11 protein-coding genes, 1 tRNA gene and 2 pseudogenes are annotated in these 15,784 nt (G+C 63.9%); 3 read left to right on the forward strand and 11 right to left on the reverse strand.

Going from position 1 to position 15,784, the window contains the following annotated elements; translation table 11 throughout:
* Positions 1–51: 51 nt before the first annotated feature.
* The 4 genes from yihA to rpmH all read right to left on the reverse strand — a co-directional run bounded on the left by yihA (position 52) and on the right by rpmH (position 3,273).
* On the reverse strand, positions 52–705 hold the full coding sequence (gene yihA, locus AOQ71_RS17485; protein ID WP_057748416.1) for a ribosome biogenesis GTP-binding protein YihA/YsxC: 654 nt from the start codon (positions 703–705) through the stop codon (positions 52–54).
* Between the two features lie 109 nt (positions 706–814).
* The gene (gene yidC / locus AOQ71_RS17490) at positions 815–2,668 is read right to left on the reverse strand and encodes a membrane protein insertase YidC (protein WP_057748419.1); all 1,854 of its coding nucleotides are present in this window, start codon (positions 2,666–2,668) and stop codon (positions 815–817) included.
* Between the two features lie 16 nt (positions 2,669–2,684).
* Positions 2,685–3,110, reverse strand: coding sequence for a ribonuclease P protein component (gene rnpA, locus AOQ71_RS17495; protein WP_057748422.1), 426 nt, complete (start codon positions 3,108–3,110; stop codon positions 2,685–2,687).
* Positions 3,111–3,138: 28 nt separating this feature from the next.
* Positions 3,139–3,273, reverse strand: coding sequence for a 50S ribosomal protein L34 (gene rpmH, locus AOQ71_RS17500; protein WP_008542748.1), 135 nt, complete (start codon positions 3,271–3,273; stop codon positions 3,139–3,141).
* Positions 3,274–3,655: 382 nt separating this feature from the next.
* Here rpmH and AOQ71_RS17505 point away from each other — a divergent pair, with 382 nt between their 5' ends.
* Positions 3,656–5,194 (forward strand): sensor histidine kinase, encoded by a 1,539-nt coding sequence (locus AOQ71_RS17505; RefSeq protein ID WP_083514284.1) that lies wholly within the window; start codon positions 3,656–3,658, stop codon positions 5,192–5,194.
* Between the two features lie 294 nt (positions 5,195–5,488).
* Positions 5,489–5,565, forward strand: a tRNA-Arg gene (locus tag AOQ71_RS17510).
* Between the two features lie 29 nt (positions 5,566–5,594).
* Here the strand turns inward: AOQ71_RS17510 and AOQ71_RS17515 are convergent.
* From AOQ71_RS17515 to AOQ71_RS45145, 7 genes and pseudogenes are all read right to left on the reverse strand, one after another.
* Positions 5,595–5,936 (reverse strand): hypothetical protein, encoded by a 342-nt coding sequence (locus AOQ71_RS17515; RefSeq protein ID WP_057748425.1) that lies wholly within the window; start codon positions 5,934–5,936, stop codon positions 5,595–5,597.
* Positions 5,937–6,013: 77 nt separating this feature from the next.
* Positions 6,014–10,837, reverse strand: coding sequence for an NAD-glutamate dehydrogenase (locus AOQ71_RS17520; RefSeq protein ID WP_057748428.1), 4,824 nt, complete (start codon positions 10,835–10,837; stop codon positions 6,014–6,016).
* 311 nt (positions 10,838–11,148) lie between these two features.
* Entirely contained in the window at positions 11,149–11,433 is a 285-nt protein-coding gene (locus AOQ71_RS17525) for a GYD domain-containing protein (protein ID WP_057748431.1), read from the reverse strand.
* A gap of 265 nt (positions 11,434–11,698) precedes the next feature.
* Positions 11,699–12,634, reverse strand: coding sequence for a sensor domain-containing diguanylate cyclase (locus AOQ71_RS17530; RefSeq protein ID WP_057748434.1), 936 nt, complete (start codon positions 12,632–12,634; stop codon positions 11,699–11,701).
* A gap of 197 nt (positions 12,635–12,831) precedes the next feature.
* Positions 12,832–13,044: pseudogene (locus AOQ71_RS50280) on the reverse strand (tetratricopeptide repeat protein); the annotation flags it as partial.
* Positions 13,045–13,363: 319 nt separating this feature from the next.
* A pseudogene (locus AOQ71_RS50285) lies at positions 13,364–13,969 on the reverse strand (tetratricopeptide repeat protein); the annotation flags it as partial.
* Positions 13,966–14,109: a hypothetical protein gene (locus AOQ71_RS45145; protein ID WP_157083556.1), complete on the reverse strand. Its 144-nt coding sequence runs from the start codon at positions 14,107–14,109 to the stop codon at positions 13,966–13,968. The pseudogene AOQ71_RS50285 and the gene AOQ71_RS45145, both read right to left, overlap by 4 nt.
* 128 nt (positions 14,110–14,237) lie before the next feature.
* Between AOQ71_RS45145 and AOQ71_RS17540 the strand changes: the two genes are divergently transcribed.
* Positions 14,238–15,784, forward strand: a 1,547-nt coding sequence (locus AOQ71_RS17540) for a methyl-accepting chemotaxis protein (RefSeq protein WP_245316944.1), incomplete at its 3' end; no start/stop codon positions are given.

The raw sequence follows: 15,784 nt of genomic DNA on the forward strand, positions 1-15,784 counted from the left end.
CCACGCCGGCGGCGCCCATCAGACCGGCGAGGGCGAGCAGCAGGCGGAGCATCACGCGCTCCGCTCTTCGAGCAGCTTGGCCATCGCGGCACGCAATTCAGCCATGCCGGTCGATGAGCGCGACGAGGTCGCGATCACGTTCGGAAACGCGGCCGGATGTTTTGCCAATGCAGCTTCCGTCTCGGCGATGCGCGCCTGCAGCTCGGAGGCCTTCACTTGATCGGCTTTGGTCAGCACGACCTGATAGCTGACGGCGGAGCGGTCGAGCGTCCCCAGCACGTCGAGGTCGACATCCTTCAGCCCGTGCCGCGCATCGATCAGCACATAGACGCGCGCGAGCGAGGCCCGCCCCAGCAGGAATGTGTGGATCAGCTCGGTCCAGGACGCGACCTGGCTCTTGGGCGCCTTGGCATAGCCATAGCCGGGCATGTCGACGAGGCGCAGGTCGGTCTTGCCGGGGACCTCGAAGAAGATCAGCTCCTGGGTGCGGCCCGGCGTGTGCGAAGTGCGCGCCAGCGCGTTACGCCCCGTGAGTGCGTTGATCAGGCTCGATTTGCCGACATTGGAGCGCCCGGCAAAGGCGATCTCCGGCCCCGCCATCGGCGGCAGCGTCTGGATCGAGGGGGAAGCCCAGATGAATTGCCAGTCGCGGGCGAACAGCTTTCGCCCGGCCTCGATCAGCTTCGCATCTTTGTCGTCGGTCATGCGAAGCTCGCTGTTTCCTTACGTCATTGCGAGCGAAGCGAAGCAATCCAGGAATGTATCCGCGGAGGGATTCTGGATTGCTTCGTCGCTTCGCTCCTCGCAATGACGATCACGTCGCCTTCTTCGCGAACGTCGCCTTGAGATTATCGAACAGCTCCACCTTCACGCCGTTGCGGCGCATGATGAAGCTCTGCTGGATCACCGAGAGCGTGTTGTTCCAGGCCCAGTAGATCACGAGGCCCGCCGGGAAACCCGCCAGCATGAAAGTGAAGATCAGCGGCATCCAGTTGAAGATGATCTGCTGCGTCGGATCCGGCGGCGTCGGGTTCAGCTTCATCTGGAACCACATCGTGATGCCCATGATGATCGGCCAGATGCCGAGTGCCAGATAGTGGCCGAACACCGGGATGGTGGTCGGGTCGAACGGGATCAGCCCGAACAGGTTGAAGAGGTTGGTCGGATCGGGTGCGGAGAGGTCCTTGATCCAGCCGTAGAACGGCGCGTGCCGCATTTCGATGGTGACGAACAGCACCTTGTAGAGCGAGAAGAACACCGGGATCTGGATCACCACGGGAAGACAGCCGGCGACCGGATTGATCTTCTCCTTGCGGTAGATCTCCATCATCTCCTGCTGCTGCTTCACCTTGTCGTCGGGATAGCGCTCCTTCAGCGCCTGAAGCTGCGGCTGGATCGACTTCATCTTCGCCATCGAGGCGTAGGACTTGTTCGCCAGCGGGAAGAACAGGAGCTTCACGATCACGGTCACGAGCAGGATCGAGATGCCGAAATTGCCGAAGAAGCGGTAGAAGAAGTCGAGGCCGAGGAACATCGGCTTGGTGATGAAGTAGAACCAGCCCCAGTCGATCAGGAGATCGAACTTGTTGAGGCCGAGCGCCTTGTTGTAGCCGCCGAGGCCGGCGAACGGGAAATTGATGCCGACCACGCCGGCTTCCTTGGCGCCCGCGAACAGCCGCGCATTTGCGGTCGCGGTGCCGCCGATCGCGACGGTAACAGGGTCGAGCAGATAGTCGGTCTGGTAGGTATGGACGTTGCCGACGAGGTTCGAGGAGAACTTGGCCTGAAGCTGCGCACTGGTGTCGGGCAGCAGCGCCGAGGCCCAGTATTTGTCGGTGATGCCGAGCCAGCCATTGGTGGCCTTGAAGTCGACCTTCTTGGCTTCGTCGATCTTCTTGTAGGCGTACTCCTGCAGGCCGTGCTCGCCGAGATAGCCGATCAGGCCTTCATGCAGGATGTAATAGCCCGACACCTGCGGCGTGCCGTGGCGCGAGATCAGCGCGAACGGATAGAGCGTAACGGGCGCGTTGCCGACATTGCTCACCTCGTCCTTGATGGTGAAGAGATAGTGGTCGTCGACCGAGATGGTGCGGCGGAAGCTGAGGCCATCGCCATTATCCCACTTCAGCACGACAGGCGTGGTCGGCGTCAGGCTGCCGCTGCCGTCCTGCTGCCAGACGGTCTGGGCATCAGGCATTTTCGACGTCACACCCGTGGCCGCCACCCAGCCGAACTCGGCGTAATAGGGCTCCGCGGTGCCCGAGGGCGAATAAAGAATGATCGGCGGCGATTTCGGATCGACCGTCTCGCGATATTGCACCAGCGCCAGATCGTCGATGCGGCCGCCCTTCAGCGAGATGCTGCCGACGAGCCGCGGCGTCTCGACCTTCACGCGCGGGCTCGATGCAATCGCGGTGTCGCGGGCGACGACCGGCTGGGCCGGCTGGTTCGCCCCTGGTGTGGTGGTCGGTGTCGTCGAGCCCGCCTGCGGCGTGGCGCCCGGCGTCGCCGAGGCCGTCGGCTGCGGATTACCCTTCTGCAGCTCGGCCTGGGCCTGCTGCTGGGCGCGCTGCTTCTCCATCGCCGGCACGTTGTAGAAGTACTGCCAGGCGATCAGCACCAGGCCGGACAGAATGACGGCGAGGATGGTATTGCGATTGTCGGTCATCACTATGGTCTCGTCATCAATCCGGTTTGCGGCTGGCGGCTGGGCCGGGCCTTGGATTTGGCCGGCGTCCCTTGTCAGATCCGTTGTCAGATCCTTTGGCCGTATGCCGCGCGGGCTTCGTGATCGCTATGCGCAGATCGTCGAGCATGGTCGTGAAGTCGCGCGAGAGCGCGCCCCTGCGGCCGACCAGCACGTAATCATGATGGGGTTGCATCGATACCGGGTCGAGCCGCTTCACCAATTCGCGAAGTCGGCGCCGGATGCGATTGCGTTCGGGAGCGTTGCCGTTCTTTTTGGTAACGGTGAAGCCGATCCTGACAGGACCGAGGTCGTCGCGACCAAGGCTTCGTCGGTCAAGGCTTTGCAGGACGAACGCGGGACTGTTCACCCGCGCGCCATTGGCAACGGCGAGGAAATCCGCTCGCTGCCTCAGCCGATCCATAATGAAATCCCGGTAAAGGGGGTCCGGCTCAGGCGCTCAGACGCTTGCGGCCGCGGGCGCGGCGGGCGGCGAGAACCTTGCGGCCGCCGGCAGTGGCGAGACGAGCACGGAAACCGTGACGGCGCTTGCGCACCAGTTTGCTGGGTTGATAAGTCCGCTTCACGGGTTTTTCTCCGCTGACCGGGCAATTTGCCTGTAGAATTGATGATAAAGTCCGTAAAGATGCGGCCCAAAACGGGCCGTTTCCGGCCCCAGAAGAGCCGCTCCCGGTGTCGCACCGGGTCATCGCGGACAATTTGCGCGGCTTATAAGGGAGCGTCTTGTTTTCGTCAACGCCACAGGACCGCGCAGTTCCGGTGAATATCGCTGTTTCCTTCCTGTTTCCTTCCTGTTTCCCTTGGGGTTTTTAACCCTTGAGGTGGCGGATAGCGATATCAGCGCCTACATCCCACCTTGGCAGATTAGCGATCTGTAATTTGACCGCCCCGGGGGGCGGTCGCATCCTCCATTGCCAAGCTCTCGGAAGGCCAGCAGGGGCGAACTTCGTGGAAGCGACGGACCTTCAGCAGCCGGCCCAGAATCCGGATCAAAGCCTGGATCGAGATCTGGATCGGCCAGAGGACCAGCCGGGTTCGCCGGCGACGCGGTCCCGTGGCCCGGGCGGGCTTGGGCTATCGGGCAAGCTGCTGCTGCTGACCGTCCCCCTGGTCATGATCGCAGCCGTGCTGCTTTACGTCCCCGCGATCGCCAACTTCTGGGTCAACCGCCTCAACGACCGCGTTGCGGCGGCCAACACGGCGGCACTGGTGCTCGACGCGGCGCCGCTTGGCATGGTGCCGGACTCGCTGTCGCGGGAAATCCTCAAAAGCATCAATGCGCGCGCCGTCGCGATCAAGATGGGCCAGCAGCGCCGGCTGCTTGCCAGCGACAATCTGCCGTCCGCGATCGAGCATGACGTCGATTTGCGCGACATGACCGTGTGGGAGGCGATCACCGGCTCGTTCCAGATGATGCTTGAGACCGGCAACCAGCCGATCCGCATCGTCGGTCCCGGTGTCGGCAACGCCCAGTTCGTCGAGATCGTGACCGACGAATTGCCGCTGCGGCAGTCGATGTACCGCTTCTCCCGCAACGTCGTGGTGGTCGCGCTGATCATCGGTGTCTTGACCGCGGGTCTCGTCTATCTCGCCCTGCACTATCTCTTCGTGCGGCCGATGCGGCGGCTGACCGCGAGCCTGGTCGGCTTCCACGAGAATCCGGAAAGCTCGGCCCGGATCATCGTGCCGAGCCAGCGCAGCGACGAGATCGGCGTCGCCGAGCGCGAATTGTCAGACATGCAGCGCGACCTGATGTCGATGCTGCATCAGAAGAGCCGGCTCGCCGCGCTCGGCCTTGCCGTCTCCAAGATCAACCACGATCTGCGCAACCTGCTGGCGTCGGCTCAGCTCTTGTCGGATCAGCTCGCCAGCGTGCCCGATCCCCGGGTGCAGCGCTTCGCGCCGAAGCTGGTGCGCTCGCTCGAACGCGCCATCGCGTTCTGCCAGTCGACGCTATCCTATGGCCGCGCCCAGGAGGCCGCGCCCGACCGCCGCATGTTGCTGGTCGAGCCCGTCGTGCTCGAGGTGCGCGAGACCGCCGGTCTTGCCAATGACGCCACGATCGCCTGGGTCGCCGCGATCGAGCGCGGCCTTTCGGTCGATGCCGACCCCGACCAGCTGTTTCGCGTGCTGCTCAACCTCGTGCGCAACGCCGCCCAGGCGCTGGAGAGCCATGCCTCCGGCGACGGCGGCCCGCAGCAGATCCGGATCACCGGCAAACGCGAAGGCGCCGTCGCCATCCTGGAGGTGTCCGATACCGGCCCCGGCGTACCCCAGAAGACCCGGGAGCACCTGTTCGAAGCCTTCCAGACCTCCGGCCGCCCCGGCGGCAGCGGGCTGGGCCTCGCCATCGCCGCCGAGCTCGTCCGTGCCCATGGCGGCGACATCCACCTCGTCGAAGGCACCATCGGCGCCACCTTCCGGATCGTCATCCCCGACCGCCCGGTGGAACTCCTCTCCATCCGCAGCGAGCGGCAGCGGGCGTAGGTCGGCCAGCGGCGACAGCTTTCCCTCATTCCGGGCGGCACAAGTTGATCGTCCGTCATTCCGGGGCGGCGTGCAGCGCCGAACCCGGAATCCAGAGGTTTTGGCGCGAGATTCCGGGTTCTCGCGTCGCGAGCCCCGGAATGACGCTGGAGAGACCGTCATTTCCCTGCAAAATCTCCCCCTCCCAGACCTTGCCAACGCCGGCAAGAGCGGTTAGTCAAAGCGCTCTTTCGCACCCCCTCCGGCGCTGTCCGGAGGCTGCGTGCGGGCTTGGCCCGCACATCAGCGAAAAACGCGCCCGTAGCTCAGCTGGATAGAGCATCAGACTACGAATCTGAGGGTCGGACGTTCGAATCGTTCCGGGCGCGCCATTTTCGGCCATGCGTTGCGAGGCCCTCTCCTAGCGTTGACCACGGCTCCGGTTAGGAATTCTTGCCGCGACGTTCGGTCGGTTTGTCTCGAGCCAGGCCACGGCTTCGGGTCCGTTGACGACGCACTCGAATGTTTCCCAGGCCGGGTCCTCGATCTTGTCGGGTTGCAGTCGCTTCGCCGCATATTCAACGAGATCATGCAGGCCTTCGTATCCGCGTCGGCGCTCGAGGGAGTCGACAATCGCCGTGCTGGCCCAGCCTCGTTGGGCCAAATCGACAATGCTCGGAACGTCAGCCTCGCTGAACCAGGGCGTAGCATCGAACTCGAGGCAGCGGATGTTGTCGGCGGTATGGCAAGTCGCGTGGATCATCGGGTCCCTCCATTCGCTGGCTGACAACCATTCCCCTGACATTGCATTCCAGATTCGCTCGTGCAGCCGTGCGCCCGTCAGCCTTTGACCAGGTCGCTCAGCAAGTTGGCCGCCACCATCAGCTTGGCAAGCGTCAGGCCACCAGCGGCAATCTCCTCGACCGCTCGGCGGATGCGCGTGGCTTCAGGATGAGCCACAAGCCACGTCTCGGCAGCCTGCTGACCGGATTGGCCGATGGTCAGCATGTCTGCGGCCAGTCGTCTTTCGGCGGCTGCGATCAGGTCGACGGCACGGTCGATGGCGAGGCGTTCGAAATGATCGCTTGCCGGCACGTTGCGCGCAGCGGCGGTGATGCGGTCGAGACGGAAATTGGCCTCGGCGGCAAAGAACGTCGCTGCGGCATCGCCGATGCTGCGACCGGTACGCTCGGCGACGGTCACGATATCAGGCGCCGAGTGCAGGGCATCGAGGTCGGCAAGATCTCCGGCGAGTCCGCTCGGGACGCCGGCATCGGTCAGCTCCTGCCGGCGCTTGGCTCGCGCGGCCTGCATGTCCGGCGGCAGGGCGTCGTCGAGCGAGGCTGCAACGTCGCGGACGGCAGGGCCAAACCGGGCGATGATTGCGCTCAGCCCATCCTTGAAATCGACGTTGCGCACATACCAGACCATGCGGGAGAGCAGCAGATCCTGGATCGCCGCGTAGAGGCTGAGCTGCAACTGCCCGTCGATGAGGGTGTCGAGCGCGTCGATCCCGTCGTTGAGCCGCCTGAGCTCGTAGATCGCGTCCACCGCAACCTGCGCCATGACGATGGTCGAGACATCGGCGTCGGTTTCATCGGTCAGGCGCACGATGCAGGCCGGGCCGCCGCGATTGATCACGGCATTGACGAGACTGGTCGCGATGATCTCGCGTCGCAGCCGATGGAGCTCGACCGCGGTCGGGAATTTATCGAGAACTTCGCGCGGAAAATACAGGGACAGTCTGCGGGCGAGATAGGGATCATCAGGCACGCCCGTGACGAGCAGGTCCTCGTAGAGCGTCAGCTTGGCGTAGGCGAGCAGCACTGCAAGCTCGGGCCGTGTCAGGGCCTGGCCGCGCCGCGTGCGCTCAGCGATCGCGGCGTCGTCGGGCAGGAATTCGACGGCACGGCTGAGCAGGCCGCGCTGCTCGAGCGACTGCATCAGGCGGGTGAGGAAGCCGGTCTCAGCCATGCCCTTGCGTTCGGCGAGCGAGAGCGCCAGCGTCTGCAGATAGTTGTTGCGCAGCACCAGCGTGCCGACCTCGTCGGTCATTGCGGCAAGCAGGTTGTTGCGATCGGCGAAGCTGAGGCGTCCCTCGCGTTCGGGCCGTGCCAGCGCGATCTTGATATTGACCTCGACGTCGGACGTGTTCACGCCGGCCGAATTGTCGATGGCGTCGGTGTTGAGCTTGACGCCCTTCTGCGCCGCTTCGATGCGGCCGCGCTGGGTGACGCCGAGATTGGCACCTTCGCCGATGACCTTGGCGCGAACCGCGGTCCCGGTGATGCGGATCGGATCGTTGGCGCGGTCGCCGGCCTGATCGTCGCTTTCCGTCGACGCGCGGATGTAGGTGCCGATGCCGCCGAACCACAAGAGGTCGGCGCGCGCCTTCAGGATCGCCGTCATCACCTCGAAGGGCGTTGCCTGCTCCTTGTCGAGATCGAGCAGGCTGCGCACTTCCGGCGCGAGCGGGATCGCCTTGAGCGAGCGCGAGAACACGCCACCTCCTTCCGAGATCAGCGATTTGTCGTAGTCCTGCCAGCTCGATCGCGGCAGGTCGAACAGGCGCTTGCGCTCAGCGAAGCTGGTCGCGGGGTCGGGGGATGGATCGATGAAGATGTCGCGGTGGTCGAACGCCGCAACGAGCTTCGTCGCCGGCGAGAGCAGCATGCCGTTGCCGAAGACGTCGCCGGACATGTCGCCGACGCCGACCACGGTGAACGGCATGGTCTGGATGTCGGTGCCGAGCTCGCGGAAGTGGCGCTTGACCGCCTCCCAGGCACCGCGCGCCGTGATCCCCATCTTCTTGTGGTCGTAGCCCTGGCTTCCGCCGGAGGCGAAGGCATCGCCGAGCCAATGGTTGTTCTCGGCCGAGATCGCATTGGCGACGTCGGAGAAGGTGGCGGTGCCCTTGTCGGCGGCGACGACCAGATAGGGATCGTCGCCGTCGTGCCGCACGGTCAGGTCGGGCGGCACCACGATGTCGCCGTCAAGATTGTCGGTGAGTTCGAGCAGCGAGCGCACGAAAATGCGATAGGCTTCGGTGCCCTCCGCGAGCCACGCCTCGCGATCGGAGGGCGGCGGCAGGCGCTTGGGCACGAAGCCGCCCTTGGCGCCGACCGGCACGATCACGGCGTTCTTGACTTGCTGCGCTTTCACGAGGCCGAGGATCTCTGTACGGAAATCCTGCGGCCGATCGGACCAGCGCAAGCCACCGCGCGCAACCTTGCCGAAGCGCAGGTGAATGCCTTCGACGCGCGGTGAATAGACGAAGATTTCGTAGAGCGGTCGCGGCGCCGGCAAATCGTCGATCTTGCGCGCGTCGAACTTGAAGGAGATCACCGGGCGCGGATGTCCATCCGGGCCGAGCTGCCACAAATTGGTGCGGATGGTCGATTGCACCAGATTGGTGAAACGGCGCAGGATGCGGTCTTCATCGAGCGAGGCGACGGATTTGAGCTGCTCCTCGATCTCGGCAACGAGAGTTATCTCGCGCGCCGAACGCTCGCGATCGGTCAGGACAAGGCGCGGATCAAGGCGCGTCTGGAACAGCGCGACGAGGTTCGCCGTGATCGCGGCGTTCTTGCGCACCGTCTCCCACATGTAATCCTGGGTGAACGGCGTGCGGATCTGGTGCAGATAACGCGACAGCGCCCGGATAGACGAGACTTCCCGCCAGCCGAGCGCAGTGCGCAGGATCAGGGCATTGTATCCGTCGGATTCGGCGCGGTCGGTGACAACAGCCATGATCGAGGCCTCCAGGCGATGGCTGAAGTCCCGGCTGATCTCGATCGGCTGGCCGTCGCTGGTCTCAATCGTCATGTCGTGCAGCCAGACCGGCTCGGGCCTGTTGCCGGGCACGATCTGATAGGTGCGTTCGTTGACCACGCGCAGGCCGTGATTTTCGATCACGGGCACGCGGTAGGACAGCGATAGAGGCGCGGCATCCGAAAACACCCTGAGGCCGAAGCGCCTGGGATCGTCCTTCTCGAAGCGGTGAACCGAAATCGTCACCGGGCGGGCTGGTGTGAGCTTCTCGATAGTGGCGATATCGGCGACGGCCTGTTCGGCCGTGGAAGCCTCGGCATAGCCGCCGCTGAAGGCCTGAGCGTAGCGATTTGCGAGCATGCGCGCCCGCATGCCGTCGGTCGACGCAGCCAGCGCCGCCTTCAGCTTGTCGGCCCAGGTCGCGGCGATGGCGCTGATCCCGGCTTCAAGCGTGGCGCGCTCGACGGCGGGAGTCTTACCTTCATAGCGTCCGATGATGAATTGGACTCGCGCCAGCGCGCCTTCCGGGAACGAGACGTAGGAAGCGGACAGAGTCCCCTTGTAGGCCTGCGCCAGGAAGGCTCCGACACGCGTACGGACGTCGGTGTCGTATTTGTCGCGCGGAATGAAGGTGAGGATTGAGACGAAGCGATCGAACTTGTCGACCCGCGCCAGCGCCCGGACGCGCGGACGCTCATAGAGAATCAGGATCTCCATGACGAAATTGAAGAGGGTATCGACGTCGATCTGGAAAAGTTCGTCGCGTGGGTATTCCTCGAGAATATGCTGGAGAGCTTTGCCCGAATGGCTGTTCGGGTCGAAGCCGGCGCGCTGGAGCACCCGCGATACCTTGTGGCGAACATAGGGGATCTGTCGTGCCGAGCGCGTATAGGCACCCGAGGTGAACAGACCGACGACTCGCAATTCACCCTCGAGCCGGCCGTCGGGCGTATAGAGCTTGATGCCGACGTAATCCATCCGGATGCGGCGATGAACGCGGCTGCTCACATTGGCCTTGATGACAATGAGCAGGGTCGGCTCGCGCATGAACTCGCGAATCTCCGACGTCATCACCACCATTTCGCTGCCGCGGCGCAGGACCTTTACGTCGGGATCGCGGAGGATACCGAGGCCCTCGCCGGTCGTGATGTCGTCCGACGCATCCTGCCCCGGCAGGAAGCGATATTCGCGCACGCCGAGAAAGGTGAAATTGTCCGCGCACAGCCATTGCAGGAACTGGTTGGCTTCGGCGACCTCGTCGATCGGCAGCGGCGGCGGATTGGACGAGAACGTCTTGACCGCGTCCTCGACGCGGTCGCGCATGGCGCGCCAGTCCGCGACGCAGGCGCGCACGTCGCCGAGCGTCCTGGTCAGGCCGTCAATCAGCCTCTCGCGGTCCGCGTCGGCGTCCAGGCGGGTGATGTGGAGATGAATCAGGCTCTCTCGCGCGCCCTTTGCCCCTTCCGGCAGTGCCTCGCCGTAGAAGCGCAGGAGCTTGCCCTGCTCATCGCGCTCCACCGCGATGATGGGGTGAGCGACGAGGGTGACTTCGATGCCCTGCTCGGTGAGCTCCGCCATGGTGGAATCGAACAGGAAGGGCATGTTGTCGTTGAGGATTTCGAGCACTGAGATCTCGCGCCCGTCCGGCATCAGCGGATTGACGACGCGGATATCGGCACGCCCCGCCGTGCGCCGCTGCACATGCTCCCAGGCCTGCTCCGCCAGGAAGGCAAGCGAGGAGGCATCGTGACTGGCGAGATCCTCGACATTGGTGAAGGCGAACAAAAGCTCGGCAAAGCTTCGCGGGGCCTTTCCCGGCTGCACGCTTCCTGCCGCCTCGCGGATCAGAGTTGCCCGGGCCTTGTCGTCTCGCCACGCCATCGCGTCCTCCATCTCCCACCGACGATCCGCAATGACGGTCGGGCATTGTGTTCTTGGAGTGCGCCTCTTCGAGCGCATCTTTCTTGACCGTGTTTCAATCGCCTCGGCGAAATCTTCGGTCTTGCGGCTTCGATGATATTAGCATTCCGCAGCCGTCATGGCGCGCGGAGTTGTGGGGCGCGCTTTGGGGCGGAACCGGTGCCGACGACCATCGTGCCGTTGGGTGCCCTGCAAAATGACGAGGAATCTCAAGTGTGTCAAAGTAGCTTGAACGGCCGGGCCGTTTCGGCTGCCCGGCNTCGCCTCCGTGAGCCAGCAAGCGCTCAGCCCGCTGCGTTCTTGATCGCGGTTTCGAAGCTCTTTGCGTCGAAGGCCGGCATACTTTGGATCCGCCCCAGCCCTTGGGTCGAGTACCAGACGGAGAACGCGAGCACCGCTTCCGCATTCGGGGCATCAATGACGTCGACGAAATCGTAGTAGCCCTGCGTGTAGTGGATCGACTCGATCTTGATACCGAGATTGTCGAGCCTTGCCTTGGCCTTGCCGATCCGTTCCGATTGCCTGCTCGCCCACTCCGGGCTCAGATTGCCAAGCAGTACATATTTCATTGGCCACCTCCACGTCATGTTGATCATCGCGCGCGAAGGAACCTGACAACTATACGCCTTCCCGCGCCCCGCGTACATGCCGTTCCGTGGCAAAGGCGGCATGGGAGCCGGGCCTGGGAGGAGATTGCCCGATGACCCCTGGTGCAAATTCGAACACTAGCCCTGCCATTGGCGACCGGACCGTGTCCCGGGCCACAACATCATAGCGCAACAGCGAGCACGCAGTGCCCATCTTCATCGGCCGTGGGCGCCATTTCAACCTGCGCTAAGCCGCCAGGCCCCGCTTCTCGTCCCCGATCAGGTGGACCCGGTTACGGCCGGCGGCCTTGGCGTCATAGAGCGCGATGTCAGCTTCGGCGAACAGTTCGGCGATCGGCCGGCGGTGCGGGCGGCCGATCAGGGCAGCTCCGATCGAGGCGCCGACTTGGAGGCGAAGACCGTTCCAGAACAGCGGGCGGCTCAGCATCATCACGGTCTTTTGCAATACGCCTGCGATCCGCGCAGGGTCCTTCGGGGCGCGCAGGATGATCGCGAATTCATCGCCACCGAGCCGGCCGACCAGGCCGGCATTGTGGAAGGCCCGCCGCAAACGCTGCGCGACCTCGCACAGGCATGCGTCTCCGGCCAGATGGCCGAATGTATCGTTGAGCTGCTTGAAGCCATCGAGGTCGATCAAGACCAGCGCCGAGGCGAATCCGTGATTCAGGCTGTCGTTGACCACCTCGCGATAGCGGGCCTGAAAAACCGAACGATTGGCGAGCCCGGTCAGCGGATCGGTTTCGGCTTGCTGCCGCAGGCTCTCGAGAGCCTGCCGGTCGGAGGTGACGTCCTGCTTGGAGCCGAAGATCCGCACCGGCCGGCCGCCCTCGTGCACCGCGTTGATCGAGAGGCGCATCCAGCGCCGTTCGCCGCGCCAGGTTCGGATCTCGGCATCGAGCGTCACAGGCAAGCCGCTCCGGATCACTTCGGCTCGCGCGAGCTCCATGTGGCGCCTGGATTCGTCGATGTAGAGGTCAACGATGTCAGCCCGCCGCAGCGGGTTGCTCTCGGGATAGCCGAAGATGTCGTAGACGCCCTGGGTCCAGCTCAGGCGCTCGGTCTCGAGCGCGCATTCCCACGCGCCGATGCGCGCGGCATTCAGGGCCTGATCATAGAGTCGTACGCGAACCTCGTCCGGCAAGGTCGCATGGTCTTCTGTCATCGACGGTCCGGCAGCGTAAACGCGATTTTGCCCAAAGACTTAAGGAAGCGCTCAAAGGCTAGGGCGTCTGCGTTAACGAATTCTGTATGTCGATGGGAGCAGGCCAAGGGAGCAGGCCAAGGGAGCAGGCCAAGGGAGCAGGCAAAGGGAGCCACAAACATGTGCCGGCCGGCGATGTTCGCCGCCTCTCGGGGGGCTCAAGCTCCGAAGGCGGCGGCGAGGACCCGCAGTTCGTCCCTGAGGCGATCAAGCACGGTCTCATAGTCACGCGTCTCGGTCTGGCGAAACAGCCGCACGCTCGGATACCAGGGGCTGTCGGTGCGATCGAGCAGCCAGCGGTAGTCGGGCGTCCATGGCAGCAGGATCCAGGTCGGTCGACCAAGGGCGCCGGCGAGATGGGCGACGCAGGTCAAGATCAATGTTGTCGCCCAATCCCTCGTCCGCAGCGATCAGGATCGTCCTGCCTTCAACGTTCTCGTCACCAAGCCACATCGGTTGCGGAAAGGGAGGATATTTTGACGAAGGCAGCTTCGACCGCGTCTGGTGCCCGAGCCAGCCGGCTTCGAAATTGCCGGTCAGGAGCTGGGCCAGCGACACATTCCACGCGGTCACCTCATTGCTTAAGCCCAGCGAAATCATGCGGTCGGACAGCGCGAACAGCTCGTCGAAGCGATGAAGGTGAAACAGCGCGACCAGTCTGTTGTCGAAGGCATCGGCAAAGCGCGGTGCCAGCGCGATGGCCTTTTCGAACCAGACCAGCGCCTCTTCGTTGCGGCGAAGCCGCCTGAGCGCAAGGCCGAGATTGTTGCAGGTCTCGGCATCACCGGGGTCGAGCCGGTGCGCCCGCGCGCCTTCGGTCGCGGACTCCTCGTACCGCTTCAGGCCATAGAGAACCCATGCGCGCGTGCGCAGCGTCGGGGCATGGTCCGGCAACAGCCTGACGCTCTCGTCAAGACGCGCAAGAGCCTCCTCGTTGCGCCCGAGCTTGTGGAGCAGAATTCCGCTTTGGCACCATAGGCCAGCATCCTCACGCCGAAGCTGGATCGCCTTGTCGAGCACCGCCAGTGCCTCGTCGCAACGTCCATGCAACTGCAGCACGGTTGCGAAGCTCGCGAGATATTTTGCCTTGGGGGCACGCCTGATAGCGCGGACGATCCATTCCAGGGCGTCGTTGTATTGACGCGCCTCGAGATGCAGCAGCCCCATGAGATGCTGGGCGTCGGTATGCTCGGCATCGATTCCGAGGGCCTGCTGGTAGCAGGCACGCGCGTCGAGATGCCGTCCTGCCTGAAAATGCGCAAGGCCCGCTTCGCAGAAGGCGGCGGCTGTGCTCATTGCTGCTCGGTCCCATGAATGGCGAATGGCCACCTCAGCAGCACGAGATTGCGCGAGGCTTGCGGCCGCTCCGGACGGTCGATTGCGGCCATCGTCTCCCGCACCGCCGACAAAAGCGACAACAGCGACGCGGCGCTCATGCGGATTTATCCACGAGGACGGACCAATTCTCAATCGCTCTCGAAGGTGGAAGTCGTATCCTTAACGTAGATGTAATGAGTGCTCCATATTGGTTCCCGCGCCACAAACCTGGCACCGGAGCGCTATGATGAAACTGATCAACAATCTCCCGATCGCGGCAAAATTGGGCGGGCTTATCGTCCTCGCATTGCTGGGCTTGGGGGTTGCGGGTCTCCAAGCTGCTCGCCTGATGAGCGACCAGCTCCTGGCCGACCGGACTGAGCAAGCGCGCACGATCGTGGATATCGCCAAGAATGTCGCGCTGGAGCTCCAGAAGCAGGTCGATGCCGGTCGGATGACCAAGGAGCAGGCGATTCAGGAATTTGCCAAGCGCACGGCAAGCATGACCTACGACAAAGGCGAAGGTTACCTCTTCGTGTACACGATGGACGGCGTGCTGCTGGCGCACCCTGACTTGAAGCTGATCGGCACCGATCGGCTGGATGCCGTGACTGGCGGCCGCAAGCTGATTCGCGAGTTGCGCGACGGCGTGGCCTCCAAGGGCGAAGTCACCTTGAGCTATGAGCACACAAAGACGGGCGAGACCCGGCTGTCGCGGAAGTTGACATATGCGGCCGGCATTCCCGGATGGAGCGTGTTCGTCGGCACAGGCGCTTACCTCGACGATTTGGAGGCCAAGCTTTGGCCGATCATCCGATCGTTGGGCTTCTCGATGCTCGTGATTGCCTGCGTCACCGGGCTCGCCGCCTGGCTCACCGCACGCGGGATTACCGTTCCACTCGGGCTGCTGCGAGACAGCATGCGCAAACTCGCGAGCGGCGATCTTCAGGTAACGGTTGCCAACGGGGGGCGGCGCGACGAGATCGGCTCGATGGCCGAGACCGTTCAGGTGTTCAAGGACAACGCCATCCGTATCCGAGGGCTTGAGCAGAAGGAGGCTGAAGCGCAGCAGCAAGCCATCGCCGATCGCCGTGCGGCCATGGCGGCGCTTGCCGACGGGTTCGAACGCAGTGTCGACGGCGTGGTGCGCGCTGTCGGCCTCTCCGCGGGTGAAATGCAGACCGCCGCAGAATCCATGACGGCGACTGCCGGCGACGCCAGCCAGCGCGCGGCTACCGTAGGTCAGGCTTCGGAAAAAGCCCTCGGCAACGTACAAGCCGTTGCTGCGGCGGCCGAGGAGCTTTCGGCCTCCGTCGCCGAGATCTCACGCCAAATGCTGCAATCGAGCGAGATCGCGCGGCGTGCTGTCAGCGAGGCCGAGCAGACCAATTCGACGGTGCAGCAATTGTCGGGTGGCGCCGAGAAAATCGGAGCGGTCGTCCAACTGATCCAAAACATTGCCGAGCAGACCAATTTGCTGGCTCTCAACGCCACCATCGAGGCTGCACGCGCCGGCGATGCCGGCCGGGGCTTCGCCGTGGTCGCATCCGAGGTCAAGGCGCTGGCCACTCAGACCGCCAAGGCGACGGAGGAAATCTCGACCCAAGTGTCGAGCATGCAGGCGACAACCGGCGAAGCGGTCGTGGCGATCAATGGTATTGCAGGGACCATCGGCAAGATGAGCGAGATTGCGATCGCGATCTCATCTGCGGTGGAAGAACAAGGCGCGGCGACGCAGGAGATCGCTCGCAACATTCAATCCGCCGCGCAGGGCTCGAGCGAGATCACGAGCCA

Source organism: Bradyrhizobium manausense (assembly GCF_001440035.1).
Classification (GTDB): domain Bacteria; phylum Pseudomonadota; class Alphaproteobacteria; order Rhizobiales; family Xanthobacteraceae; genus Bradyrhizobium; species Bradyrhizobium manausense.